This window comes from Streptomyces sp. SYSU D01066-1, from assembly GCF_054956795.1.
Genome location: NZ_JBUDHV010000044.1, coordinates 37,276 through 62,504, shown reverse-complemented (window position 1 = coordinate 62,504; position 25,229 = coordinate 37,276). Strand labels below are relative to the sequence as shown.

General features: G+C 74.1%; 22 protein-coding genes and 2 pseudogenes. 10 read left to right on the top strand and 14 right to left on the bottom strand.

Going from position 1 to position 25,229, the window contains the following annotated elements:
- Positions 1-111, bottom strand: a pseudogene (locus ACY1JF_RS28580) (aminoacyl-tRNA hydrolase); the annotation flags it as partial.
- A 55-nt stretch (positions 112-166) separates the two neighbouring features.
- Here ACY1JF_RS28580 and ACY1JF_RS28575 point away from each other — a divergent pair.
- Both ACY1JF_RS28575 and ACY1JF_RS28570 read left to right on the top strand, forming a co-directional pair.
- On the top strand, positions 167-1,765 hold the full coding sequence (locus ACY1JF_RS28575; RefSeq protein WP_462708153.1) for a sulfite reductase subunit alpha: 1,599 nt from the start codon (positions 167-169) through the stop codon (positions 1,763-1,765).
- 2 nt (positions 1,766-1,767) lie between these two features.
- Positions 1,768-2,688 (top strand): hypothetical protein, encoded by a 921-nt coding sequence (locus ACY1JF_RS28570; protein WP_462708142.1) that lies wholly within the window; start codon positions 1,768-1,770, stop codon positions 2,686-2,688.
- Here the strand turns inward: ACY1JF_RS28570 and pcaDC are convergent.
- From pcaDC to pcaH, 4 genes are read right to left on the bottom strand one after another with little or no spacing between them, the layout of a single operon-like run.
- Positions 2,685-3,800, bottom strand: coding sequence for a bifunctional 3-oxoadipate enol-lactonase/4-carboxymuconolactone decarboxylase PcaDC (pcaDC, locus tag ACY1JF_RS28565; RefSeq protein ID WP_462708141.1), 1,116 nt, complete (start codon positions 3,798-3,800; stop codon positions 2,685-2,687). The genes ACY1JF_RS28570 and pcaDC overlap by 4 nt on opposite strands.
- Complete coding sequence (pcaB, locus tag ACY1JF_RS28560; protein WP_462708140.1) at positions 3,797-5,128, bottom strand: 3-carboxy-cis,cis-muconate cycloisomerase; 1,332 nt, start codon at positions 5,126-5,128, stop codon at positions 3,797-3,799. Before pcaB ends, pcaDC begins: the two co-directional genes overlap by 4 nt.
- Entirely contained in the window at positions 5,125-5,730 is a 606-nt protein-coding gene (pcaG, locus tag ACY1JF_RS28555; RefSeq protein ID WP_462708139.1) for a protocatechuate 3,4-dioxygenase subunit alpha, read from the bottom strand. Before pcaG ends, pcaB begins: the two co-directional genes overlap by 4 nt.
- A gap of 6 nt (positions 5,731-5,736) precedes the next feature.
- Positions 5,737-6,510, bottom strand: coding sequence for a protocatechuate 3,4-dioxygenase subunit beta (gene pcaH, locus ACY1JF_RS28550; protein WP_462708152.1), 774 nt, complete (start codon positions 6,508-6,510; stop codon positions 5,737-5,739).
- A gap of 209 nt (positions 6,511-6,719) precedes the next feature.
- Here pcaH and ACY1JF_RS28545 point away from each other — a divergent pair, with 209 nt between their 5' ends.
- The gene (locus ACY1JF_RS28545) at positions 6,720-7,184 is read left to right on the top strand and encodes a MarR family winged helix-turn-helix transcriptional regulator (RefSeq protein ID WP_462708138.1); all 465 of its coding nucleotides are present in this window, start codon (positions 6,720-6,722) and stop codon (positions 7,182-7,184) included.
- A gap of 151 nt (positions 7,185-7,335) precedes the next feature.
- Here ACY1JF_RS28545 and ACY1JF_RS28540 read toward each other — a convergent pair whose 3' ends face one another.
- Positions 7,336-8,478 (bottom strand): DUF3048 domain-containing protein, encoded by a 1,143-nt coding sequence (locus ACY1JF_RS28540; RefSeq protein WP_462708151.1) that lies wholly within the window; start codon positions 8,476-8,478, stop codon positions 7,336-7,338.
- 193 nt (positions 8,479-8,671) lie between these two features.
- On the opposite strand from ACY1JF_RS28540, the gene ACY1JF_RS28535 reads away from it, so the two are divergent.
- On the top strand, positions 8,672-9,862 hold the full coding sequence (locus ACY1JF_RS28535; RefSeq protein ID WP_462708137.1) for a zinc-dependent alcohol dehydrogenase: 1,191 nt from the start codon (positions 8,672-8,674) through the stop codon (positions 9,860-9,862).
- On the opposite strand, the gene arr is transcribed toward ACY1JF_RS28535, so the two are convergent.
- The 3 genes from arr to ACY1JF_RS28520 all read right to left on the bottom strand — a co-directional run bounded on the left by arr (position 9,863) and on the right by ACY1JF_RS28520 (position 15,446).
- A complete protein-coding gene (arr, locus tag ACY1JF_RS28530; RefSeq protein ID WP_462708136.1) occupies positions 9,863-10,291 on the bottom strand; it encodes an NAD(+)--rifampin ADP-ribosyltransferase in 429 nt (142 codons plus the stop codon).
- A 467-nt stretch (positions 10,292-10,758) separates the two neighbouring features.
- Positions 10,759-12,915, bottom strand: a complete 2,157-nt coding sequence (locus ACY1JF_RS28525; RefSeq protein WP_462708150.1) for an OmpL47-type beta-barrel domain-containing protein — start codon at positions 12,913-12,915, stop codon at positions 10,759-10,761.
- A gap of 44 nt (positions 12,916-12,959) precedes the next feature.
- The gene (locus ACY1JF_RS28520) at positions 12,960-15,446 is read right to left on the bottom strand and encodes a ThuA domain-containing protein (RefSeq protein ID WP_462708135.1); all 2,487 of its coding nucleotides are present in this window, start codon (positions 15,444-15,446) and stop codon (positions 12,960-12,962) included.
- A 224-nt stretch (positions 15,447-15,670) separates the two neighbouring features.
- Here ACY1JF_RS28520 and ACY1JF_RS28515 point away from each other — a divergent pair, with 224 nt between their 5' ends.
- The 3 genes from ACY1JF_RS28515 to ACY1JF_RS28505 all read left to right on the top strand — a co-directional run bounded on the left by ACY1JF_RS28515 (position 15,671) and on the right by ACY1JF_RS28505 (position 18,368).
- Positions 15,671-16,726 (top strand): multicopper oxidase domain-containing protein, encoded by a 1,056-nt coding sequence (locus tag ACY1JF_RS28515; protein ID WP_462708134.1) that lies wholly within the window; start codon positions 15,671-15,673, stop codon positions 16,724-16,726.
- A 59-nt stretch (positions 16,727-16,785) separates the two neighbouring features.
- Entirely contained in the window at positions 16,786-17,814 is a 1,029-nt protein-coding gene (locus ACY1JF_RS28510) for a LacI family DNA-binding transcriptional regulator (protein ID WP_462708133.1), read from the top strand.
- 269 nt (positions 17,815-18,083) lie between these two features.
- Positions 18,084-18,368, top strand: a complete 285-nt coding sequence (locus tag ACY1JF_RS28505; protein ID WP_462708132.1) for a WhiB family transcriptional regulator — start codon at positions 18,084-18,086, stop codon at positions 18,366-18,368.
- A 151-nt stretch (positions 18,369-18,519) separates the two neighbouring features.
- On the opposite strand, the gene ACY1JF_RS28500 is transcribed toward ACY1JF_RS28505, so the two are convergent.
- The 3 genes and pseudogenes from ACY1JF_RS28500 to ACY1JF_RS28490 form a co-directional block, all read right to left on the bottom strand.
- A complete protein-coding gene (locus ACY1JF_RS28500) occupies positions 18,520-19,494 on the bottom strand; it encodes an acyl-ACP desaturase (RefSeq protein WP_462708131.1) in 975 nt (324 codons plus the stop codon).
- Between the two features lie 222 nt (positions 19,495-19,716).
- Positions 19,717-20,499, bottom strand: a complete 783-nt coding sequence (locus ACY1JF_RS28495) for an ATP-binding cassette domain-containing protein (RefSeq protein ID WP_462708149.1) — start codon at positions 20,497-20,499, stop codon at positions 19,717-19,719.
- 378 nt (positions 20,500-20,877) lie between these two features.
- Positions 20,878-21,288: pseudogene (locus ACY1JF_RS28490) on the bottom strand (ATP-binding cassette domain-containing protein); the annotation flags it as partial.
- A 436-nt stretch (positions 21,289-21,724) separates the two neighbouring features.
- Between ACY1JF_RS28490 and ACY1JF_RS28485 the strand changes: the two are divergent.
- Positions 21,725-22,357: a GOLPH3/VPS74 family protein gene (locus ACY1JF_RS28485; RefSeq protein ID WP_462708130.1), complete on the top strand. Its 633-nt coding sequence runs from the start codon at positions 21,725-21,727 to the stop codon at positions 22,355-22,357.
- A gap of 21 nt (positions 22,358-22,378) precedes the next feature.
- Here ACY1JF_RS28485 and ssgD read toward each other — a convergent pair whose 3' ends face one another.
- Positions 22,379-22,795 carry a spore wall synthesis regulator SsgD gene (gene ssgD / locus ACY1JF_RS28480; RefSeq protein WP_462708129.1) on the bottom strand — a complete coding sequence of 139 codons (417 nt, stop codon included), beginning with the start codon at positions 22,793-22,795 and terminating at the stop codon, positions 22,379-22,381.
- A 605-nt stretch (positions 22,796-23,400) separates the two neighbouring features.
- Here ssgD and ACY1JF_RS28475 point away from each other — a divergent pair.
- Positions 23,401-24,096, top strand: a complete 696-nt coding sequence (locus ACY1JF_RS28475; RefSeq protein ID WP_462708128.1) for an endonuclease V — start codon at positions 23,401-23,403, stop codon at positions 24,094-24,096.
- A 63-nt stretch (positions 24,097-24,159) separates the two neighbouring features.
- Positions 24,160-24,372, top strand: a complete 213-nt coding sequence (gene mmpA / locus ACY1JF_RS28470) for a morphogenic membrane protein MmpA (RefSeq protein ID WP_462708127.1) — start codon at positions 24,160-24,162, stop codon at positions 24,370-24,372.
- A 175-nt stretch (positions 24,373-24,547) separates the two neighbouring features.
- On the opposite strand, the gene ACY1JF_RS28465 is transcribed toward mmpA, so the two are convergent.
- Positions 24,548-24,748, bottom strand: a complete 201-nt coding sequence (locus tag ACY1JF_RS28465) for a hypothetical protein (RefSeq protein ID WP_462708126.1) — start codon at positions 24,746-24,748, stop codon at positions 24,548-24,550.
- Positions 24,749-25,229 lie beyond the last annotated feature (481 nt).

Sequence of the window (25,229 nt, the reverse complement as noted above, 5' to 3'; positions counted from 1 at the left end):
CTTGTAGAAGTCCCGCAACGCCGTCACCGGACCACCCGACAGGTTCATGAACGACATCGGCTTCGCCAGCACCACCCGCCGCGACCCCGGCCCCGGCGGCCCCCCCCCCCCCCCCCCCCCCCGCCACACCGCGACGGCCGGCACCCCCGCGGTCACCGTCGACGTCCTGTTCGGCACCCAGACCGGCAACGCCGAGTTCCTCGCCGGCGAGCTGGTCGCCGCGGCCCGCGCCCGCGGCCTCGGCGGGAGCGCCGTGGCCCTGGACGCGGTCACGCCCGAGCGGCTCGCCGCCATGTCCCACGTCCTCGTCGTCACCTCCACGTACGGCGAGGGCGAGATGCCCGACAACGCCGCACTGTTCTGGGAGGCGCTCCAGGCCGGCACCGCCCCGCGCCTGGAGGCGCTGCGCTACGCGGTGCTCGGGCTCGGCGACCGCGGCTACGACGACTTCTGCCAGGCCGCCAAGGTCATCGACACCCGTCTGGAACAGCTCGGCGCCACCCGGCTGCACGACCGCGTCGACTGCGACGTCGACTTCGAGGAACCCGCGGCGGCGTGGACGGCCGCCGTCCTGGACCGCGTCGCCGCGCAGACCGGCGCGGACGGCCCCACGGCGGCGGTGCCCGCCCCCGCACCGGCCGGCCCGGCCCGCTCCGCCTGGAACAAGCGCAACCCCTACCCCGCCCGCCTCGCCGTCAACCGGCTGCTGTCCGCACCGGGCAGCGCCAAGGAGATCCGCCACTACGAGTTCGACCTCGGCGACAGCGGCATCACCTACCGGGCCGGCGACGCGCTCGCCGTCGTCCCCGTCAACGACGACGTGCTCGTCGCCGCCCTCCTGGAACACCTCGGCGCCACCGGCGACGAGGACGTCGACGGACGGCCGCTCGCCGAGGTGCTGCGCACCGGACGCGAGATCCGCACCCCCTCCAGGGACCTCGTCGCCCACCTCGCCGAACGCGCCCCGGCCAGCGACCTCGCCGCCGTCGCCGCCCACGGCGACCGAGCCGACCTCGACTCCTGGCTGTGGGGCCGGGACGTGCTCGACCTGCTCCGGGACGCCGGGGCCGCCGCCCTGGGCCTCGACGAACTCCTGCCGTTCCTGCGGCCGTTGCAGCCACGGCAGTACTCGATCTCGTCGAGCCCGCTCGCCCACCCCGGCAGCGTCCACCTCACCGTGGCCTCCGTCCGCTACGCCACCGCGCTGCGCCGGTACGAGGGCGTCGCGTCGGCCTACCTCGCGGGCCGTGCCGACGAGACCACCCCCGTCGGCGTCTTCGTCCAGCCGAACGCCTCCTTCGGCGTCCCCGCCGACGACGACGCCCCGATGGTCATGATCGGCCCCGGCACGGGCGTCGCGCCGTTCCGCGGCTTCCTGCACGAGCGCGCCGCCCGCGGCGCCGCCGGACGCAACTGGCTGTTCTTCGGCGACCAGCACCGCGCCACCGACTTCGTCTACGAGGACGAGCTGACCGCCCTGCGCGAGCGCGGCGTCCTCACCGAACTGGACCTCGCCTTCTCCCGCGACCAGGCCGAGAAGGTGTACGTGCAGACGCGGATGCGCCAGCGGTCGCGCGAGCTGTACGCGTGGCTGGAGGACGGCGCCCACGTGTACGTCTGCGGCGACGCCTCCCGCATGGCCAAGGACGTCGAGGCCGCCCTGCTGGACATCATCGCCGAGCAGCGCGGACGCGGCGCGGACGACGCCGCGGCGTACCTCGCCGACCTGCGGCGGACGAAGCGCTACGTACGGGACGTGTACTGACCGTGCCGGAGCCGGAACCACACGACGGCTGCGCCTTCCACGCGCACTGCGCCCGGCGCGACACCGGCGTCCGGCTGATCGACGCGCGGATGCCGGAGCTGGCCCGCAGCCTGACCCTCTTCCGGTACGTGCAGGCGGTCACCGGCGGGCCGGTCGCCCGGATCGAACAGGCGGGCGGCTACGCGGTGCCGAGCCTGCGCGGCGACGCGTTCGCCGTGCGGCCCGGCTCGATCGCGCTGCGGCTGGACGGCGCGGGGATCTCCTCGGCGGTGGTGGCGCGGGACGCGCGCACCGGCACGGTCGCCCTGCACCTGTTCGACACCGACGGCCGGACCGCGCACCAGGGACGGCTGCTCTCCGAGGGGGACCGGCTGCTGGCCGGCCTTGTCCGCACCGTGGAGACCGGCGTCCTGGCCGCCGAGCCGCCCGCCGCGCCGCCCGAGGTGCCCGCCTGGGAGGACGGCGACCAGCTCGCCCAGCTCGACGCGGTGCTCGCCGACGGGGGCGCCGCCCGGCGCGCGGGGTTCGCCCGCTACCGGGGCGAGCACCGCACCGTCGACGCCGGCCTGGTCTCCTCCGTGCTGGACCACGTCCGCTCCGTCGGGCTGCCGGTCGGCGTCGCGGTGTTCGGCCCCTCGGCGATGCAGGCGTGCGGCGGACGCGTCCACGTCACCGACCGGACCGCCGGCGGCCGGGTCTTCGCGGCGATCGAGGACAGCTCGGTGGAGATCGACCTCGCGGGCGTCGCGGCCTGCCGCCTGGTCCGCGCCACGGCGGCGCACGGCCCGACCTCGGCCCTGGAACTCGACGACGAGGACGGGCGGTGCGTCGCGGTGATCACACAGTTCGGGTTGGTCGGGGAGCAGGCGCACACGGCGTGGGAGCACCTGACGGCATCTCTCCCCGACGCCCCTCCCGGTTAGGCGCCGTCCTCCTCCGCCAGCACCCGCTGGGCCGTCGCGAACGCCGAGTTGGCCGCGGGCACCCCGCAGTACACGGCCGTCTGGAGCAGCACCGCGCCGATCTCGTCCGGGGTCAGCCCGTTGCGCCGTGCCGCCCGCACGTGCATGGCCAGCTCCTCGTAGTGGCCGTGCGCGACCAGCGCGGTCATCGTGACCATGCTGCGCTCGCGGCGCGAGAGGGTCTCGTCGGTCCAGATCTCACCCCAGGCGTAGCGCGAGATGAAGTCCTGGAACCGGGCGGTGAACGGCGTCTGCCGGGACTGCGCCCGGTCCACGTGCGCGTCGCCGAGCACCTCCCGCCGTACCGCCATGCCCCGCCCGGCACCCCCGCCGAGGTGGCCGCGCAGCGCGGTCAGCACCGCCTCGGGACGCTCGGCGGGCGCCAGGTGCGAGGCGCCCGGGATCTCCACCAGCGCCGATCCCGCCACCGCGTCGGCGATCTCCCGCAGATGGGCGGGGGGCGTCGCCGGGTCGTCGCGCCCGGCGATCAGCAGCGTGGGCACGGTGACCTCCGCCAGCCGGTCCCGGATGTCGTACGCGGCCAGCGCGTCGCAGCAGGCCGCGTACGCCGCCGGATCGGCCTCCCGGTGGTCCCGTACCAGCTTTGGCACGGTGAACCCGGGCGTGAACCACCGCGCGTCCGCGCTCGCGGCCAGGTCGGCCAGTCCCTCCCGGCGGACCGTCGCCGCCCGCTCCTCCCACGGCCCGGCGCCGTTGAAGTGCGCCGACGAGCAGATCACGGCCAGCGAGGTGAGCCGCTCGGGGTGGTGCACGGCCAGGTGCAGCCCGACCGCGCCGCCCAGCGACACCCCCGCGTACCCGAACCGCTCCACGCCGAGCGCGTCGGCGAGCGCCAGCACCAGCGCGGCCAGGTCCCCGACGGTCGCCCCGGCACGGATCAGGTCGGCCGCCGAGCCGCCGTGCCCCGGCAGGTTCCAGCGGATCACCCGGTGGGTGATGGACAGCTCGGGCGCCACCCGGTCCCACAGGGCGTACGAGGTGCCGAGCGAGGGCCCGAGCAGCAGCGGGGGAGCGGTGGCGGGGCCTTCGGTACGGTGATCGAGCAGGGTCAACGTCGCTCCAGTGCGCGGTCGGTGAGGGCAGCGGCGCTGCCGGTGTAACGGGCGGGATCGGTCAGGGCGGCGAGGTCGGCGTCCTTCAGCTCCGGTACTTCCGAAAGGAGTTCGCCCAGGCTGCGGCCCTCGGCGTAGGTGCGCTTCGCCACGTCGGTGAGCAGCGCCTTCGCCCGGGACCGGCCGAGGAGCGGAGCCAGTTCGGCGGAGAGCCGCTCGGAGACGATCAGCCCGTGGGTCAGCTCCAGGTGGGCGCGCATGGCCGCCGGGTCCACCCGCAGCCCCTCGGTGAGTTCGGCGGCGTCCCGGGCGGCGCCGCCGGTCAGCCGCAGCAGGTCGCGCAGCGGCTCCCACTCGGCGTGCCAGGCCCCGGCGGGCCGCTCGTCCTCGGCGGCGAGCGAGCCGTACAGCACCGCCGCGAGCTGCGGGGCCCGCCGGGCCGCCGCCGCGATCAGCGTGGCGCGCACCGGGTTGGCCTTGTGCGGCATCGCGGAGGACCCGCCGCCGCTGCCCTCGGCCACCTCGCCGGTCTCGGTACGGCCGAGGACCAGCACGTCCGCGGCGAGCTTGCCCAGCGCCCCGGCGGCCGTCGCCAGGCACCCGGCGAGATCGGCGACCGGCGTGCGCAGCGTGTGCCACGGCAACGCGGGCTCGGCCAGGCCCAGTTCACGGGCGTACGCGCCCGGCAGCGCGAGCGGGTCCCCGGCGCCGTACGCGGCGAAGGCGGCCAGCGTCCCGGCGGCACCGCCGAGCTGGGCGGGCAGCCCCTCGCGCACCGCCGTGATCCGGTCCCGCGCGTCCAGCACCAGCGACCGCCACCCGGCCGCCTTCAGCCCGAACGTCGTCGGCACGGCGTGCTGGGTGAGCGTCCGGCCCGGCAGCGGGGTGTCCCGGTGCTCGGCGGCGAGCCGCGCCAGCGCCCGTTCGGCGCGGGCGAGGTCGGCCAGGACCAGGTCCAGGGTGCGGGCGGCGACCAGCATCGCCGCTGTGTCCAGGATGTCCTGGCTGGTGGCGCCCCGGTGCACGTACGGGCCGTACTCCTGGCCGACCGCTTCCGTCAGATCCGCGACCAGGGGGATGACCGGGTTGCCGCCGCCGCGGGCCCGCCCGGCGATCGACGCCAGGTCGAAGCGGTCCGGGTCGGCGGCCCGGGTGACCGCCGTCGCCGCCCCGTCCGGGGCGAGGCCCAGCGCGGCCTGGGCGCGGGTCAGGGCGGCCTCTGCGTCGAGCAGCGCCCGCAGGTACGCCCGGTCGTCCGTCGCGTCGGCGGCCGGGGAGCCGGCCCACCCGGGGGCGAGCAGACCGGTCCCGGTGCCGTCGGAGGTCACTTGTACTCCAGGAAGACCGTCTCGCCCTCGCCCTGGAGGCGGATGTCGAAGCGGTACGCGCCCGGCCGCTCCTCGGCCGCGACCAGCGTGCCGCGGCGGTCCTCGGGCACCCGGGACAGCAGCGGGTCGGCGGCGAGCGCGGCCTCGTCGCCCGGCAGGTAGATCCGCGTGAACAGGTGCACCAGCAGACCCCGCGCGAAGACGCACACGCTCAGGTAGGGCGCGTTCTGCCCGCGCGCCCCCGGGCGCAGCGTCCGCGCGTACCAGTGCCCGTCCGCGTCGGTCTGGATGCGGCCCCAGCCGGTGAACTCCACGCCGTTGCGCCCGAGGTACGTCCCGGTCGCCGGGTCCCGGCGCATCGAACCGTCGGCCGTCGGCACGTTCCCGTCCGGGTCCGGGCCCCACACCTCCACGAGCGCGTCCGGCAGCGGCGCGCCCTCGCCGTCCAGCACGTACCCGTGCACGGTGACGGTGTCCGGATGCCCGACGGGCGCGATGTCCTCGCCGCCGCGGAACGGCAGCGAGTACCCGTAGAACGGGCCGACGGTGTGCGACGGCGTGGGCAGCACGCTCTCGGGGCGGCTGGTGTCGATCTTCGTCATGGCAGGTCAGCGTCCTTCTTCGATCCAGGTGGCACGCGGGCCGTCGAGCACGATGTCCCAGTGGTAGCCGAGCGAGAACTCCGGCACGGACAGGCTGTGGTCGTACGTCGCCACCAGCCGCTGCCGGGCGGCGTCGTCCGTCACCGACTGCAGGATCGGGTCGTACGGGAACAGGGGGTCGTTCGGGAAGTACATCTGCGTCACCAGCCGCTGGGTGAACGCCGACCCGAAGAGCGAGAAGTGGATGTGCGCCGGACGCCAGGCGTTGACGTGGTTGCGCCAGGGGTACGGTCCCGGCTGGATGGTGGTGAAGCGGTAGAAGCCGTCGTCGTCGGTGAGGGTGCGGCCGGTGCCGGTGAAGTTCGGGTCGAGCGGCGCGTCGTGCTGCTCGCGCTGGTGGGCGTAGCGGCCGGCCGAGTTGGCCTGCCAGATCTCGACGAGCTGGCCGCGGACCGGACGCCCGTCGCGGTCCAGCAGCCGGCCCGAGACGGTGATGCGCTCGCCGACCGGCTCACCCGGGTGCTGGATGGTGAGGTCGTTGTCGACGGCGGTCAGGTCGCGCTCGCCGAAGGCCGGGGAGGACAGCTCCACCAGCTCCGGGTCCTTCGTGACGTCGATGGCGATCGGCGGCTGTTCGGGGTGGCGCAGCAGCGAGGACCGGTACGGGGCGTAGTCGCGGCGCGGGTGGTGCTCGACCGGTCCGCCGTCGGCGAGCCGCTTCTCGTACGCGGCGCGCTCGGCGGCCATCTCCGCGTCTATGTCGTGCTGGGTGAGAGTGATGGAAGGCGAAGTCATGGAGGACCGTCCCTGTCAGGCGCCCGAGCCAGGAATTAGTCAGGGCACTGAGTATTTCGGCGAGGTTTCCCACACGCTGCCATCGGCTGAGGAAGTCGTCAAGAGCCAGTTCAACGCCGGTTTGTGTGATGTGCTCGGGCATTGACGAGGGAGTATTGTTCAGTGCACCGACGAATACGATCACGGGAGCGCACATGGCCGCGGTGGACCTGACCACCCATCCCGGGCATCTGGCCCGGCGGCTCCAGCAGGCGCACTACCTGCTGTGGAACGCGATGGTCTCCGAGGAGATCACGTCGCCGCAGTTCGCGGTCCTCAACGCGCTGGTCGCTCAGCCGGGACTGGACCAGCGCACGGTGGGGGAGCGGGTGGGGCTCGACCGGTCCACCATCGCGGAGGTGATCAGCCGGCTGAGCCGCCGCGGACTGATCGACAAGGTGCGCGACCCGCAGGACGGGCGCCGTGCCCTGCTCCGCCCCACGGACGAGGGGGCGCGCACCCACCGCAAGCTCACCGTGCGCACGGCCCGGATGAACCAGGTGTTCCTGGCCCCGCTGACCGGGGAGGAGCAGGAGCTGTTCTTCCGGCTGATCCAGCGGGTCGCGGACGCCGCCGAGGGGCTGCGCAACCCGGGCGAGCCCCTGCCGGGCCCACACTGAACCGGCGCCCACGGACCGGCCGTGCGAACGGGCCGCCCGTGAATCAGCCGTCCGAACGGGCCGCCCACGGACCGGCCGTCCGAATCGACCGTCCACGGACCGTCCGTCCACGAATGAGCCGCCCATGGACCGTCCGCCCATGGACCGGCCGTCAGGATGCCCGCGCGAACACCACCCACACCTGGCCCTCGGCGAACCGCACCGGCGAGCCGTCCGCGGCGGTGAACGCCGTGCCGTCCGTGGCGGAAGCCCGCCGCCAGGTGGCGCTGTGGGCCCGCCCGTCGCGCAGCACGTCGGCCCGGCCGGAGCCCACCGTCTCCACGTACGGCGAGTGGTTGCCCCGGAAGTCGTGCAGCTCGGACTCCCGTACCCGCACGTACTGCACGACCACCGTCGCGGGCGCCAGCCGCTTGCCGCCGGACGTGACGGCCGGGGCGCCGTCCATGCCGATCAGCCAGCGGTCGCGCTCCCTCGACCAGGTGAAGGTGAAGCGCGCCGCCGGGTAGCGCACCGTGCGCGTGCTCTCGGCCCGCCCGCCCCTGGGCGCCGCCCCGTACCGGAAACCGGTGGTCAGGGCCGTCTCGCCCGGTGCCGAGGACAGCAGTCGGCCGGGGCGCAGATAGAGGTTGTGCGGGGCGGTCCGGCCCCTGTCGCGGACGTAGGCGCCGGGCGTCGTACCGGGCTGTTCGGCCCGCAGCGGCGCGCTGTCGACGCGGGGCAGCAGCTTGCGCTGGGCGCCGGAGAAGGCGAGCGTCGGCCGGTCGAACTGGCGCAGCAGCTCCAGGTCGTTCTCGCGGGCACTGCGCACCGGGCCGACGCTCGCCGGCAGCCTGGTCGCGTACAGGGCCATCAGCCGGCTCAGCCCGCCCTCGACCGGCTCCACGTAGACGACGTCCGCCGCCTCCAGTCCCGTGTGGGGGCGGGCGGCGGGCGCGTTGTCGATCTTCACGGCCAGCGGAGAGGCCGTCTTCCCCGCCGGGGGCGGAGCTGTCTTCCCCGGCGAGGACGAAGCCGTCTTCCCCGCCGGGGACGGAACCGTTTCCGCCACGGACGGGGAGGCCGTCCCCACCGCCGGCCGGGAGGCCGTCTTCCCGGCCGGCGGCGAGGCCGTACCGCCTGTGGTGCTCCGCGACGGATGTGACGCGGATCCCCGTGCGTCGTCGTCCGCCCCCGGCCCCGCCGAGCAGCCCGCCGCCAGCAGCGCCGCCGCCACCGCCGCGGTCAGCGCCGCCCGCGGCGCACCAACCCGGGCCCGCGCCCCGTCCCGCCCGTCTCTTCGCCCGCCTCGTCGCACCCCGACCACCCGTCCGCTCTCCCATGTCACTGATTGCGCGCCCCTTGACGCATTCATCGCCGTACCCGACTTCTTCTGATAATGCGCCTTTGATCGGCTGATCGGACCAGCGTGACGGTTCGGGAGAGGGGCCCCGGGTACCCGGGCGTCACCGTGCGAGCGCGCAGTCGGGTGACGGAGGGAGCGCGAGACGATGAAGGCAGTGACCTGGCAGGGCAAGCGGGACGTGCGCGTCGAGGAGGTGCCGGACCCGGGGATCCAGGAGCCCACGGACGCGGTCATCCGCGTCACCTCCACCGGGCTGTGCGGCTCCGACCTGCACCTCTACGAAGTGCTCACCCCGTTCATGACGCCGGGTGACATCCTCGGACACGAGCCGATGGGCATCGTCGAGGAGGTCGGCCCCGAGGTGCCGGACCTGAAGCCGGGCGACCGGGTCGTGGTGCCGTTCCAGATCGCCTGCGGCCACTGCTACATGTGCGACACCGGCCTGCCCACCCAGTGCGAGACCACCCAGGTCACCGGTGAGGGCATGGGCGCCGCCCTGTTCGGCTACACCCGCCTGTACGGCTCGGTGCCCGGCGGCCAGGCGGAGTACCTGCGGGTCCCCCAGGCCCAGTACGGCCCGATCAAGGTGCCCCAGGGGCCGCCGGACGACCGATTCGTCTACCTCTCCGACGTGCTGCCCACCGCGTGGCAGGCCGTCGCCTATGCCGATGTCCCGCAGGGCGGCACGGTCGCCGTGCTCGGCCTCGGCCCCATCGGCGACATGGCCTGCCGGGTCGCGCAGGTCAAGGGCGCCGGACGGGTGTTCGGGGTGGACCTCGTCCCCGAGCGGCTGCGCCGGGCGCGCGAGCGGGGCGTGGAGACGTACGACCTGCGCTCCTTCGACAACGAGAAGGAACTCGTCGCCGCCATCCGGGACGAGACCGGCGGGCGCGGCCCGGACGCCGTGATCGACGCCGTGGGCACGGAGGCGCACGGCAGCGCGATCAGCAAGCTGGTGCAGCAGGGCGCCGCGCTCATGCCCCGCAAGCTCGGCGGCCCCCTGGCCGAACGCATGAGCGTCGACCGCCTCGCCGCCCTCTACACCGCCATCGACCTGGTGCGCCGCGGCGGCACCCTCTCGCTGGTCGGCGTCTACGGCGGCATGGCCGACCCGATGCCGATGCTCACCCTGTTCGACAAGCAGATCCAGATGCGGATGGGGCAGGCCAACGTACGCCGCTGGAGCGACGACATCCTCCCCTACCTCACCGACGAGGACCCCCTCGGCGTCCAGGACTTCGCCACCCACCGGGTGCCGCTCTCCGACGCCCCGCGCGCCTACGAGATGTTCCAGAAGAAGCGGGACGGCGCCGTGAAGGTGCTGATGCAGCCCTGATCAGTCCAGGATCGTGGCGGCGCCGCGGCGGCGCAGGTCCTCCAGTGCGTCCAGCATGGCCTGGATCTGCTCGGGGGTGTGACCGGTCCAGCCCGTCAGCTCCGACACGACCCGCACGGGCTCGCGGGTCCGGTAGGAACGGGTGGGGTTGCCCGGGAACTTCTTGTCGGTGACGTTGGGATCGTCCTCCAGAGCGCCGGTCGGCTCCACCACGTAGATCCGCCCCGGCCCGTCACCGGCCGCCAGCTCGGCGCCCCAGACGGCGGCGTCCAGGGTCTCGGAGACATAGACGTGGCGGGAGACGCGCCCCGCCTCGAAGTTGGACGCGCGGCCGGGGGTCAGCAGATCTCCCGGAGCGAGGTCCGCCTTCGTGCCGTGCAGATAGGTTCCCGCCTCGTACACCTGGAAGGGGACAGGGGCACCGGTCATCACACGCTCTCCTTCGGTCTGGCTCGGACGGCGGTCGACAGCCAACCACAGGCCCGGCCGTCAGGACAGCCGCCGTCGGGAGAGCGCCCTCGGCCCGGCGGCGCGGGCATCTCCGCCGGGCCGGTGCGGACCGGCCCCGCCGGCCGGGCGAAGACGCGGCCGGCCGGGGTCCGGCCCGGCCCGGCGCCGCCGGCGCGAGCGCGCGGCGTACCGGAACCGTGCCCCGTGCTCCGCGTGGCCGTGCGCCGCCCCGGCCACCCGCTTCGGCCCGAGCGGCCCTCGGGGACAGTCCTCCTCGACCGCCCGACCGCCCGACCGCCCGACCGCCCGACCGCCCGCCCGGCTGGCGGACCGGCGCCCCGGCAGCCGACCCGCCGTACCCGCCGCGCCGTACCCGCCCGAGTGTCCGGCGATGCCGGGCGGACCCGGACGGGTACGGCCGAGCCGCGCGAGGAAGCCCCCGTGACCTACAGATCCATGATCCGCACGTCCCGGTAGGACACCACGTCCGTCGTGCCGTGCACCTGGAGCCCGATGTACCCGGCGGCGTACCGCCGTCCGTCGGTGCCCGGGTCGTCCGAGCGCGGGGGCTCGAACTCCTGGCCGCCGGTGTTGTCGAACTCGTTGATCAGCACGCCGTTGCGGTAGACGGAGTAGTGCTGGCCGACCACCCGGATCTCGTAGTCGTTCCAGGTGCCCTTCTGGGTCACCCCGGCCCCGGCGAGTCCCACCCGGTCGAAGCCGTAGACCGAGCCGGTCTTGTACATGTCGCCGCCGGGGCTGTCGAACACCTGGACCTCATGGCCGAACTTGATCGCGGCCCACTCCGGACGCGACTCCTCCGGGTGGCCGTGGACCCAGGGGAAGCGCACGAACACACCGGAGTTGGCGTTGCCCGTGCCCGGCGCGTCGTCCCGCCACTGGAGCTTCAGCGAGAAGTCGCCGTAGGCGCGCTCCGGGAACCACAGCATGCCCAGGCCGGGCTCGGTGGTGCCGGAGGTGATCGACCCGTCCCCGCCCGCCGTGAACGAACCGCCGCCCACCTGCTCCCACTTGGCCAGCGACTCCGCGGTGCCGTCCATGATCGTGCGGTAGCCCTCGGTCCGGCCGGGCGTGCCGATGCCGGACTCCCGGGCGGCGGCGCGCACCGCCTTCAGCTCCCGCTGGTCGATGACGCCCTCGGCCAGCAGCCGCGCCGTCACCTCGCGCACGTGCTTGAGGAACAGGGCGTGCGAGGTCCACTCCCGCTCGTCCTCGATCAGCTCGTTGATCCGGCACCGGTTGTTCGTCACCCGGTTGGGCACGCCCGAGTCGACGGCGCCGACGATCACCGTGAGCCGCTCGTCGTACTCCGGGCAGGGCGGCGCCGGCACCCCGCCGCCGGTGACGACGGTGAAGCTCACGCTCAGCGGCTGGGAGACGTTGCCCGCCTCGTCGCGCGCGCGGTAGGCCACGGTGTGGGTGCCGGCGCGGTCGACGAACACGGGCACGGTGTACGCCAGGTAGGGCCCGCCGTCGAGGGAGTACTCGATCCCCGCGACGCCCGAGCCGCCCGCGTCGGTGGCGCTGACCGTCACCTTCGCGCCGCCGACGTACGCCCCGTTGGCGTTGCGCGTGCCCTCGACGGTCACGCCGGTCACCGGTGCGGTGGTGTCCTGCGGCAGAGCGGCGACGACCGTGAACGTCACGCTCTTGTCCGCCGCCGCGTTGCCCGCCTTGTCGGTGGCCCGGTAGCGGACGGTGTGGGTGCCGGTCCGGTGCACCATCACCGGCATGGTGTACGGCTGCCAGGCGCCGTCGCCGACCGCGTACTCGATGGTGTTGACGCCGGAACCGGTGTCGGAGGCGCTGACGGTCACCGTCGCCATGTCGAGGTACGCCCCGTCCGCGTTCCGCTCGCCGTCGACCGTCGCCGAGGTGTCCGGCGGCGTGGTGTCGTCGGTCGGCGGGGCGACGACCGTGAACCTCACGCTCTTCTCGGCCGCCGCGTTGCCCGCCTTGTCGAAGGCGCGGTAGCGGACCGTGTGGTCACCGACCTCGTCGATCACCACCGGGGTGGTGTACGGCTGCCAGGCGCCGTCCGCGCCGATCGCGTACTCGACCCGGTCGACGCCCGAGCCGCCCGCGTCGGTGGCGCCGATCGCCACGCTCGCCGCACCGACGTACTGCCCCTCGGCGTTCCGGGTGCCCCGCACGTCCGCGCTGGTCTCGGGCGCCGTGGTGTCCTCGCCGCCGCCCTCGGTGACCACCAGGACGCCCTTCATCTCCGTGTGCCCCTGGATGGTGCAGTGGTAGAGGTAGCGGCCGGGGGAGAGGGTGACCTCGGCGGTGTGCCGGCCGCCCTGGGCGTCGAACGGGGAGGCCAGGATGTTCAGCTGCACGTCGTCGTTGTACTCGGGGTCGCTGGTGGTGAACGTCAGCGTGTGCGGCATGCCGGTGGTGTTGCCGGTCGCCTCGCTGTTCTCGAAGACGATCGTCGCCGGGCCCGCCACCGCCGTCTCGGGTGCGGAGGTGTACGTGGTGATGTCGTCGCCGGCGGTCCAGGTGAGGACCTGCTGCGCGGCGGGCGCGGCGGCGGCCGGCCCGTCCTCGCCGACGGCCGCGGTCTGGAGCCCCAGCACCATCAGCAGACCGGCCAGCAGGGCCGCCCACCCTCTTCGTCCCCGTGTCACTGCGTCCCCCTCGCCAGCTGTCCCGCGGCCGGCGTCGGCCCGCCGCCCGTGTAGGTGACCCGCCACAGGGCCGACTTGGCGTCCGAGGTGAAGAAGCCGCGGCCGTAGTCGAGGACGTACAGCGCCCCGTCCGGACCGAACTTCCAGTCCATCAGGTTCTTGATGCCGTCCGCGCCGACCGGGACGATCTCCTTCAGTGACTCGGAGTGCACCGGCAGACCGCCGTCCCCCTGTGTCTTCGGGTCCATCAGCACCGCGTTGCGCGGCTGCCCGGCGTCGTAGAAGTCGCCGACGAACCACTTGCCGTCCCAGTAGGCGGGCCACTTGGCCGCGCTGTCGCTCGCCGCGTCGTAGCGGTAGACCGGTCCGGTCATCGCCGCCTGGCTGCCGCCGGTGAGCCACGGCAGCAGGTAGGTGCTCTCGTCCTGCTCGTAGGACGGCACGCCGTTCGCGTCGCGCGGGAAGTCGGGGCCGCCGCCCTGCGGCGAGTACCAGATGTTGTTGCCGGTCACCGGCGGCAGGTTGACCAGGCCGTCGTTGTTCGGCGACTCGTTCTTCGGGTGGTCGCAGTCGTACCAGCCCAGCGGCTGCGACGGGTCCGGCAGGTTCCGGTCCCGGTAGGGCTGCTTGTTGCCCATGCAGTACGGCCAGCCCCGGTTGCCCGCCTCGGTGATCACCGCGAAGGTGTCGTACTTCGCCGGTCCCCAGGTCGGGGAGGGGGCCGAGGCGTCCGGGCCGACCCAGCCCGCGTACAGGGTGTCGGTCGACTTGTCGACGAAGATGCGCGAGGGGTTGCGCACGCCCATCACGTAGATCTCGCCGCGCGTCTTGCCGCCGCCCTCGGCGGTCTCCTCGCCGGTGAAGAGGTTGCCCTCGGGGAGGGTGTACGTGCCGTCCGGCTCGGGGTGGACGCGCAGGATCTTGCCGTTGAGGTTGTTGGTGTTGCCGGCGGTGCGGCGGGCGTCGGCGAAGGAGACGCCCTTGAAGGCCGGCTCCGGGTTGTTGCCCGAATAACCGCCGCTGAAGCCGCTGGAGTTGTTGTCCCCGGTGGCGATGTACAGGTTGTCCTTCGAGTCCCAGGCCATGCCGCCGCCCGCGTGGCAGCAGCTGTGGATCTGCACCGGCCAGCGCAGCAGCACCTTCTCGCTGTCCAGGTCCAGTCTGTTCGTGGCCCGGTCGAGGGTGAAGCGGGAGACGCGCCGCTCGGCCAGGTGCCTCTCGCGGTCGATCTCCGAGTGGGGGGTGTAGTGCAGGTACACCCAGCCGTTGTCCTCGAAGTCCGGGTCGAGTTCGATGCCGAGCAGGCCCTCCTCGACCTTGACCAGTTCCTCGCCGCCGCCCTTGTTGCCGAAGACGGTCAGCTCACCGGCGAGGGTGACCTGCTTCGTGGCCGGGTCGTAGACGTGGATCTCGCCCGTGCCCTTGCCGATGTCCGGGTCGCTCCAGTCGGTCACCACCGGCTGGGAGGCGTCCGTGCCGCCCCGGCCGATGTAGAACACCCGGCCGTCGGGCGCGGTGACCAGGCCGTGCGGCTCGCCGATCTGGTCGTTGCGGCCGGGCTGGTTGGGCCGGGTCAGCCGCTCCGCCCGGTAGTTGCCGGTGATGGTGGCCTTGCAGTCGGCCTGGACCAGCCGGGTCGTCCACAGCAGGGCGCCGCGCAGATGGGTGCGGAAGTCGGTCTCGTCGTAGGAGGAGGCCGTGCCGCCCATGCCGGTGTAGAAGGAGCGTCCGCCGTCGTAGTCGCGGCACCAGCTCACCGGGTGGTCCCAGCCGCCCGCGTTCGCCCCCGGCGCGTACGTCGACTCGCGCACCCGTGCCACGGTGTGCACCTCGCCGGAGGGGTTCTCGGCCCAGTTCAGCCACTTGTCGGGGCGCTTCCACCGCACCGGCAGGTCCTTGGTGGCCGGGTGCAGCCGGTCGCCGACCTCCACGGTGGCCCGCTGGACGGTGGGCGCGGCACCGGCGGCGGGACGGGCGCCGATCAGACCGGTGAACCAGTCCGAGTACGGCTCCGCGCGCGCCGCGTCATGGACGCCGAGGAAACCGCCGCCGGCCTCCATGTAGGCCTCCAGACCCGCCTCCTGCTCGGGGTCCAGCACGTCGCCGCCGCCGGTCAGGAACACCACCGCGTTGAAGCGGCCGAGCCGTTTCCCGTTGGTGAACACCGACGCGTCGGCCGTGGCCGTGACCGTGAAGCGCTGGTCCGCGGGCCCGGTCAGGCCGATCCGCTCGATCGCCGCGATACCGGCGTCGACGACCGGCGACTCCTCACCGGCGGCGGCCGACCCGTAGAACACCAGTACCCGGACGTCGGCGCCGCCCGGCGGAGACTTGATCGACATCGTTGTCAGAGGCGGTTCCGGCGCGGGGAGCGCGCCGGCCGCCGGGGCCGACAGCAGCCCCGCGGTCAGGAACCCGGCGGTCAGCGCCGCCGTCCGGCCCCGTCTTCTCTTCCCCGTGGCGCTCAGCCCTCGTAAGCGCACGGACCTGTGTGGTGTCGAGAACCGCACGTGGTCACCCACCCCTCCTCGGTCGCGGCAGCAGCGCCAAGGAAGCTAGACCTCTTTGCCCGGCTCGCCAATAGGTATGACCGGCATACGACGAACTTTGTCCTGAGTGTGGATAAACAGCGGGGTGGCCGGTACCGTCGCACAGGTTCATCACAGCTACGTCCCGTCAATCCCGTTACCGGATGGGGGAGTTCGGCATGGACAGACGCGGCTTCAACCGACGGGTGCTGCTGGGCGGCGCGGCCGTCGCGACATCGTTGTCCGTGGCGGCGTCGGAGTCGTCCGGAGCCCCCGTGGCCGCCGCCGCGGTGAAGACGGCTCCGGCCGGGGGCGCGGTCCGGCACCTCAAGCTCTACGCGGAGCGGCTGTCCGGCGGGCAGCTGGGATACGGCCTGGAGAAGGGGAAGGCGACGGTCCCCGGGCCGCTGATCGAGCTGAACGAGGGCGACACGCTCCACGTCGAGTTCGAGAACACCATGGACATCCCGGTCAGCCTGCACGTCCACGGCCTGGACTACGAGATCACCAGCGACGGCACCGCGCTGAACAGGAGCGACGTCCCGCCCGGCGGCACCCGCACCTACACCTGGCGTACCCACGAGCCCGGCCGGAGGGCCGACGGCACCTGGCGGCCCGGCAGTGCCGGCTACTGGCACTACCACGACCACGTGGTCGGCACCGAGCACGGCACCGGCGGCATCCGGGGCGGCCTGTACGGACCGGTGATCGTCCGCCGCGCGGGCGACGTCCTGCCGGACGCCACGCACACCATCGTCTTCAACGACATGCTCATCAACAACCGGCCCGCGCACACCGGTCCCGACTTCGAGGCCACCGTCGGCGACCGCGTCGAGTTCGTGATGATCACGCACGGCGAGTACTACCACACCTTCCACATGCACGGTCACCGCTGGGCGGACAACCGCACCGGCCTGCTCACCGGCCCCGACGACCCCAGCCGGGTCGTCGACAACAAGATCACCGGACCGGCCGACTCCTTCGGCTTCCAGGTGATCGCCGGGGAGGGCGTGGGCGCCGGGGCGTGGATGTACCACTGCCATGTGCAGAGCCACTCCGACATGGGCATGGTCGGGCTGTTCCTGGTGAAGAAGGCGGACGGGACGATCCCCGGGTACGACCCGCACGACCACGGCACGCACGGGGCGGAAGAAGCGGAGGGCGCGGAGGGCGCGGACGCGAAGGCGGCGCCCGGGGAGACGGCGCAGCGGGCACCGGAGCACCACCACCACTGACGATGTCCCCTCGGTGGCCCGCGGCTATCCTGAACCGCAGCCGCCGAGGAGGAGCCCACGTGACCGACACAGCGCCGCGTCCCACGCTGGAGGCGGTGGCCGCCCGGGCCGGGGTCTCGCGGGCCACCGTGTCCCGGGTAGTGAACGGTGCGGCAGGGGTCCGCGAGGCCCTCGCCGCACGGGTCAGGCGCGCGGTCGAGGAACTCGGCTACGTGCCCAACCAGGCCGCCCGTTCCCTGGTGACCCGGCGGCACGACGCCGTCGCCGTGGTCGTCGCCGAACCGGAGGCACGGGTCTTCGCCGACCCCTTCTTCGCCCTCCAGCTGCGCGGCATCGGCAAGGAGCTGACCGCCCACGACAACCAGCTCGTCCTGCTGCTCACCGAGGGCCGCGAGGACCACGCCCGGGTCGGCCGCTACCTCGCGGGCGGGCACGTCGACGGCGCGCTGGTCTTCTCCCTGCACCTCGACGACCCGCTGCCGGGCCTCATCCAGCGCGCCGGGGTGCCGACCGTGTTCGGCGGACGCCCCGGCTGGAGCGACGGGCGCGACGGCGTGGTGTACGTCGACAGCGACAACCGCGGCGGCGCCCGGGGCGCCGTGGGCCACCTCGCCGCCCTCGGCCGCGCCCGGATCGCGCACATCACCGGTCCGCTGGACCAGACCTCGGCCGCCGACCGGCTCGCCGGCTACCGCGACGTCGTGGGCGACGCCGACCCCGCGCTGGTCGTCCGGGGCGACTTCACCCCGGGCGGCGGTGAGCGCGCGATGCGGGAACTGCTCGGCCGGTGCCCGGACCTGGACGCCGTGTTCGCGGCCAACGACCTGACGGCGGCGGGCGCCCTGCGGGTGCTGCGCGCGCACGGGCGGCGCGTCCCCGAGGACGTGGCCGTGATCGGCTTCGACGACATGCTCCCGGTCGCCGAGCAGACCGATCCCGCGCTGACCACGGTCCGTCAGGACATCGAGGAGATGGGCCGCTTGATGGCCCGGCTCCTGCTGCGCGGCCTGGACAGTGCGGCCGGGTCCCCGGCCGCACCGTCGGGCGTGATCCTGCCGACCACCCTGGTGTGCCGGGCCTCGGCCTGACCCGCCGGGACGAGGCCGCCGAGCGGCGTCCGCGGGCGACCGGCGCCGGCGAGGCCGGGCGTGACGACGTCGATCCAGGCCGGAGCGCCGGTGCCCTAGCGGTCGGTGAGCATCTTCGCCCTCCCGGAAGGGTCCCGTGGCCTGCTCCGCCGAGTCCCGCACCGCCCACTGACAATCGCCGCCGCCGTCCCGCGCGCCGCCGTGCCTCCCGGCGGCGTACGAGTGATCATCGGGGGGCCGGAGGCCGGTGCCCGGGCGTTGATCCCGCGTTGATCGAACGTTTTGCGCCGCCCGGCACGCTGCTGCCCATGCTCAACGACACCATCACGGCGCCCGACCTCGCCTGGCAGCAGGAGGCGTTGTGCGCGCAGACCGGGGCGGACTTCTTCTTCCCCGAACCCGGCAGCTCCGTACGCGAGGCGAAGCGGATCTGCGGCCTGTGCCCGACCCGCTCCGCCTGCCTGGAGTTCGCCCTCGGCAACGACGAGCGCTTCGGCGTCTGGGGCGGCCTCTCCGAGAAGGAACGGCTGGCCCTGCGCCGCGCCGCGCCCTGACGGAGGCGCCCGGCGGACGTCCGCTGCGCCGGGCCGGTCCCGGCGGGCCCACCGCGCCCCCGTCCGGTCACCGGCGTGCGGGGCGCGGCGCCGGACCGGGCGGCGGCGCGGACGTGAGGTCAGCCGGCCGGGCGGCGGCGCGGACGTGGGGTCAGCCGGCCGCGCGGGCCGCCATCCGCGCCTTGCGCGCCGCCAGCTTCTCGTCGAACTTGGCGGCCTCGGCGTCCAGCCCGCTCATGTACAGGCCCAGTTCCTCCTGAGCCTTCATCCCCTCCGGGCCCAGCCCGTCGATCTCCATGATCTTCAGGAAGCGCAGCACGGGCTGGAGCACGTCGTCGTGGTGGATGCGCAGGTTGTAGACCTCGCCGATCGCCATCTGCGCCGCCGCCCGCTCGAACCCCGGCATGCCGTGCCCGGGCATCCGGAAGTTGACCACCACGTCCCGCACCGCCTGCATCGTCAGGTCGGGCGCCAGCTCGAACGCCGCCTTCAGCAGGTTCCGGTAGAAGACCATGTGCAGGTTCTCGTCGGTGGCGATGCGGGCCAGCATCCGGTCGCAGACCGGGTCGCCGGACTGGTGGCCGGTGTTGCGGTGCGAGATGCGGGTGGCCAGTTCCTGGAAGGCGACGTAGGCGACCGAGTGCAGCATCGAGTGCCGGTTGTCCGACTCGAAGCCCTCGCTCATGTGGGCCATCCGGAACTCCTCCAGCTTGTCCGGGTCGACCGCGCGCGAGGCGAGCAGGTAGTCCCGCATCACGATGCCGTGCCGGCCCTCCTCCGCCGTCCAGCGGTGCACCCAGGTGCCCCAGGCGCCGTCGCGGCCGAAGAGGGAGGCGATCTCATGGTGGTAGCTGGGAAGGTTGTCCTCGGTGAGCAGGTTCACCACCAGCGCGATCCGGCCGATCTCGGTGACCTTGGACTGCTCCTTCTCCCAGGCCTCGCCGTCCTCGAACAGGCCGGGGAAGTTACGGGCGTCGCTCCACGGCACGTACTCGTGCGGCATCCAGTCCTTGGCGACCTTCAGATGCCGGTTGAGTTCCTTCTCCACCACTTCTTCCAGCGCGTACAGCAGCCGGGCGTCGGTCCAGGCGGAGGGGCTGCCGAGATGGGCGGAAGTGAGCGTCACGAAAACTCCAGGGGGACGGGTGACCGTACGGACGGGTCCGGCGAGCGGTGCCGGAACCTACGGCATCGTAGGCTACGACACCGTAGGTTACGTGACCGTAGGTTAAGTGCGGCGTAAAGGTCCTGCTCAAGTACCTCGCGCGCGGGAGGGAAAACCCGGGCGCGCGGCGCCGGTCGGCCGGGACGCGGCGCCGGGCGCCCCGGCGCTCCCCGCGGAAGGCCGTCACACGCCCTTCGCGACCGCTTCCGCCGTCGTCTCCCTCAGTTCCCCCTCCTCCAGCAGCAGCCAGCGCGTGATGCCGAGCGACTCCAGGAACGGCAGGTCGTGGCCGGCCACGATCAGCGCGCCCTCGTACGACTCCAGGGCCGTGGTGAGTTGCCGGACGCTCGCCATGTCCAGGTTGTTGGTCGGCTCGTCCAGCAGCAGCAGCTGCGGCGCGGGCTCCGCCAGCATCAGCGCGGCCAGCGTCGCCCGGAACCGCTCGCCGCCGGAGAGGGTGCCCGCCCGCTGGTCGGCGCGGGCGCCCCGGAACAGGAAGCGGGCCAGCCGCGCCCGCACCCGGTTGCCGGTGGCGTCCGGCGCGAACCGGGCCACGTTCTCGGCGACGGACAGGGCGTCGTCGAGCACGTCGAGCCGTTGCGGCAGGAACCGCAGCGGCACGTGCGCCACCGCCTCCCCGGCGACCGGGGCCAGTTCCCCGGCGATGGTGCGCAACAGCGTGGTCTTGCCCGCGCCGTTGCGTCCGACCAGCGCGATCCGCTCGGGCCCGTGCAGGTCGAGACCGCCGGTCACCCGGGCGCCGTGGCGCAGTTCCAGCTCGCGCAGGGTGAGCACCGTACGGCCCGGCGGGACGGCCGTGTACGGCAGGTCGACGCGGATCTCGTCGTCGTCCCGTACGGCCTCCGCCGCCTCGTCGAGCCGCTCCCGGGCCTCGGCGAGCTTCTCCTCGTGCAGGGTGCGGTGCTTGCCCGCGGACTCCTGCGCCGCGCGCTTGCGCGCCCCCATGACGATCTTGGGTTCGCGTTTCTGCTCGTACATCTTCTGGCCGTACCGCTTGCGGCGGGCCAGTCTGACCTGGGCGTCGGCCAGTTCGCGCTGCTGCTTGCGCAGGTCCGCCCCGGCGGCCCGCACCATGCGCTCGGCCGCCTCCTGTTCGACGGCGAGGGCGTCCGCGTAGGCGGAGTAGTTGCCGCCGTACCAGACGATCTCGCCGCCGCCCGGGCCGCCGCGCCCGGCGGCACCGGTCCGGCGCAGGTCGGCGATCTGGCCGACCAGGTCGAGCAGTTCGCGGTCGTGGCTGACCACGACCAGCACCCCGGACCAGGAGGCGATAGCGGCGTACAGCCGTCCGCGGGCGTACCGGTCGAGGTTGTTGGTCGGCTCGTCCAGCAGCAGGACGTCGGGCCGGCGCAGCAGCAGCGCGGCGAGCCGCAGCAGCACCGACTCGCCGCCGGAGACCTCGCCGACGGTGCGGTCCAGGTCCACGTGGCCGAGGCCGAGTTCGCCGAGGGTGGCGCGGGCGCGCTCCTCGACGTCCCAGCCGTCGCCGAGGGTCTCGAAGTGCTCCTCGGCCGCGTCGCCCGCCTCGATGGCGTGCAGCGCGGCCCGCCGCGCGGCGATGCCGAGCGCCTCGTCCACGCGCAGCGCGGTGTCGAGGGTGACGTTCTGCGGGAGGTGGCCGACCTCGCCCGTGACCCGGACGGTGCCGCCGGTGGGGGTGAGCCGTCCGGCGATCAGTTTCAGCAGGGTCGACTTGCCGGCCCCGTTGACGCCGACGAGTCCGGTGCGTCCGGGGCCGAAGGCGACGTCGAGGTCCTGGAAGACGGGGGTGCCGTCCGGCCAGGCGAAGGAGAGGGCCGTACAGCTGACGGAAGGATGCATGGAGGGGTGCCTCCGCGGTTGCGTGGTGCGGTCAGGGGCAGACGCGTACCGAGACACCGCGACACGGAGGCCGGCGTCGACGTCGACGGGCCGGCGGACCGGGGAACAGGCCGAGGGGACAGGAGGCCCTGGAGGTGGGAGAAGCCCTGTTCGTCGGGGACGGCTCGAACGCCGAGGTCGCACGCGGCGCACACACCTGAGAGGTGTGACGCGGTGTCTCAGAACCTCAGACGAGCAACGTCCCGCTCCGATCGACGACGACAAGACCCGCACACCGTAGGAACAGGCCGGGTGGGGTGTCAACCGGATTCCCGCCGAGGTCGCACCGCCCGCCCCGAAGGAGACACCCGTGCCCCACGGCTCGCTCTCGCTGCCCGCCCGTCTGTGCCTGCTGGCGGGGGAGACCACCCCGCCGCACCGCCTGGTGCGGGCCGGGGCCCTCGCCGAACTCGTCCGGTGCGGTCTGCTCGTCGACGACGACGGCATCGCCACCCCCGTCGACCTGGACTCCCGCACCGGGGACCCCGTCCTGGACGGGCTCCTCGACCTCGTCCGTGAGTCCCTGCCGCACGACTGGCGGACCTGGGTGCGGCTGCGGGCCCGGATCACCTACGACGCCGTACGGGAGCAACTGGTCGCCGAGCGGTGTCTGCGCGCCGAGAAACGGCGGGTGTTCGGCGTCTTCCCGTCCGTGTCGTACGCCCTGGCCCGGCCCGCCCTCGTGGACGCGCTCCGCGAGCGGACCCGGCACGTCCTGTGCGGTCCGGCGCCGGTCGCCGCGATCCCGGTCCAGGACGCGGCCGTCGCCGTCCTGGCCGCCGCGGCCCGGGTCCGCGGGGTGGGCCGGCCGGCGGACGGCGCCCGGGGCGAGGCGCTGGCCGCACGGGGCGCGGGGACGCCCGGCCTCCCGTGGATCATGCGGGAGCTGTGCGCGGCGGTGGGCGCGGCCACCGCCGCCCGCCCGGCGACGACGGCCCGCTGAGGCCGTCCCGCCCCGCACCCGTCAGCGGATGCCGCGCATCAGCTCCGCCAGCTCGTGGTCGAGGTCGAGCTGGCGGTGCTCCGTGCCGAGGGGGACCAACACGCTCGTCGCCTCCAGGAAGCGGCGCAGCTCACCCGAGCGGACGTGGACCACGGCGGTCCCCTCGGGGGCGTGGAACTCCAGGACGGTGCGGTCGTAGCCGTACGGCCGCACCCGGACGTCGCCGTGGCCCTCGGGTTCCCGCATGCCCGCCAGGAGCAGCTCGCGGGAGAAGGTCCAGCACACGTCCACGCCCTCCAGCGTGGCCGGGGCGGGGAAGGTCATGCGGACGGCGAACGGGTCTCGGCGGTCGTAGCGGAGCTTCGCGGGGATGCTCGGCATGCGGGGCGCGGCGGCGACGAGGCGTGCCTCGACGGGCTGCTCGATGACGATGGACAACGCCTTGCTCCCTCGGGACGGCTGGACGGCTGGGCGGACGGGCGGACGGGACGGGCACTGAATGAGACGACGGAACGCGCCGCTCCGTGCACATGGGGAGAGTGACCTCTGTCACCACCTTCATTCACAGAAGTGATGCCGAGTGACATGACTCTCGCCGGGACGCTCCCGATACCACCGAACGGCCCCTCCCGCCCGCCGTCGGCCCCGCCGGCCCAAGCGCGCGGGCGGACGCCGCACGGGGCGCCGGGTTCGTCCGTAACGTGGGCATCCGTTCGCTGATGTGAAAGGACGCGACCGGACACGCCGCGCGGACCGAGCGCCGCACCGGAGCGGCGGTGCGCGCGCATCGGGGAGGGAGCCCGCTCCGGTGGGCCCAGGAGAGGGCGTCCCGGACGGTGGACAAGGAGCGCGCGCCCGCTCCGGTGGACCGGGGGCCGCGCTCCGGTGACCCGGGCCGAGGACGGCAAGCCGCACGCCGGCCACGCGCGCATCCTCGGCCGCGGGCACCTCCTCGGGCACGCGCGGCGGGGCGCGCGCTGGGCGAGTGACCCGGCGGCCCGGTGCGTGGCGGGTGCCCTGCCCCTCGTAGGCTCGTGGCCACCATGACGACCGTACCGATTCCCGAGGGCTGGCCCGCGACCGAGGAGCGGGCCCGCGCGGTCCAGGAGCGGCTGCGCGCCCGCCTGGTGCTCGACGAACCCGGCCCGCCGCCCGGCACGGGCCGGGTCGCCGGGGTCGACGTGGCCTACGACGACGCCCGTGACGTCGTCGCGGCGGCGGCCGTCGTCCTGGACGCGGCGACCCTCACCGTCGTCGCCGAGGCCACGGCCGTCGGACGGATCTCGTTCCCGTACGTGCCGGGCCTGCTCGCCTTCCGCGAACTCCCGGCCGTCCTCGCCGCGCTCGACGCCCTGCCCGTCCGGCCCGGCCTGGTGGTCTGCGACGGCTACGGCCTCGCCCACCCGCGCCGCTTCGGCCTCGCCTGCCACCTGGGCGTCCTCACCGGCCTGCCCACGATCGGCGTCGCCAAGAACCCGTTCACCTTCACCCACGACACCCCGGACGCGCCGCGCGGCAGTACGTCCCCGCTGCTCGCGGGAGACGAGGAGGTCGGCCGCGCCCTGCGCACCCGGGACGGCGTGAAGCCGGTCTACGTGTCCGTCGGGCACCGCGTCGGCCTGGACAACGCCTGCGCGCAGACCCTGGCGCTCACCCCCGCCTACCGGCTCCCGGAGACCACCCGCAGGGCGGACGCCCTGTGCCGGCGGGCGCTGCGGGAGGCGGACGCCCCGGTCTGAGCCCGGGTACCTGAGTATCCGTACGGATGTGACGGTCCGGCGATCCCGGGCAGGCTGGTCCACATGACGACCTCGCAGCGAGCCCACCAGTCCTTCGCCCGGCCCGGCCGCTCCGTCGAGCGACTCGACGGGTGGTCCGACGGATGGTCCGACGAGGGGCCCGACGGGCGACGATCCGTCGGGCGGCCGGTGAAGGCGGGGATGGTGCTCGCCGTGGTGGCGGGACTGGCCTGGACGAGCGGGATGGTGTGGACCATCGGCGGGTGGGTCCTGTGACGGACGGCTCCGCCGGCGGACGGGCCCTTGGCGGACGGGGCCTCCGGTGAACGCGTCCTCCGGCGGACGCGTCCTCTGACGGACGGTCCCCGTGCGGGGTGTCCGGTGCCCGCGCCGGTCCGTCAGCGCTCCGCCGCCACCCGGGACCGCTGGCCCGCCGCCCGCAGCCGGCCGGTCAGCGCGTCGCCCGTCGCCACCGCCGTCGCCCCACCGCTGTCGCCACCGCCGTCGTGACCTGCCCGGCCGCCTGCCCGGCCGTCTCCGGCACTTCGTCCAGCGCGAGGCGGAGCGTCGGTTCCATGAACGCCTTCGCCGTCTCGCCGCACCCGGGACCGCCGCCCGGGAAGGCGGCGCCCACCCGCGCGAAGCCGTCCACGGCCGGGCGGCACACCCTCGGGGAGCCGCCCGGCCGTGAAGCACAGGCCGAGGTGGTGCGGCAGGGAGCCGCAGCCGCCGCGGGCGCGCACCAGCCGCGCGCCGGTCTCCCGCGCGCGTGCCTCATGGCGGACGCGCGCCGGGTCCACGAGCCCGGCTCGCCGGTGAGGTCCGTGAGGCCCGTCGTCGTCCGCGCCGGTGCCCGCGCAGACGGCGACGGGCGTCTCTCCACGGCGCGCGGGGACCCGCCGCCGTGGCCACCACGCGCGCGTGCCGGGCCACCACGCGCGCGTGCCGGGCCGGTTCACACAGTGAGGCCGGGGCGGTCACGTCCGCCCGCGCCGCACCGGACATCCGCCCGCGCCGCACCGGACAGCCGCCCCCGCCGCACCGGACAGCCGCCCCCGCCGCACCGGACAGCCGCCCCCGCCGCACCGGACAGCCGCCCCCGCCGCACCGGACAGCCGCCCCCGCCGCACCGG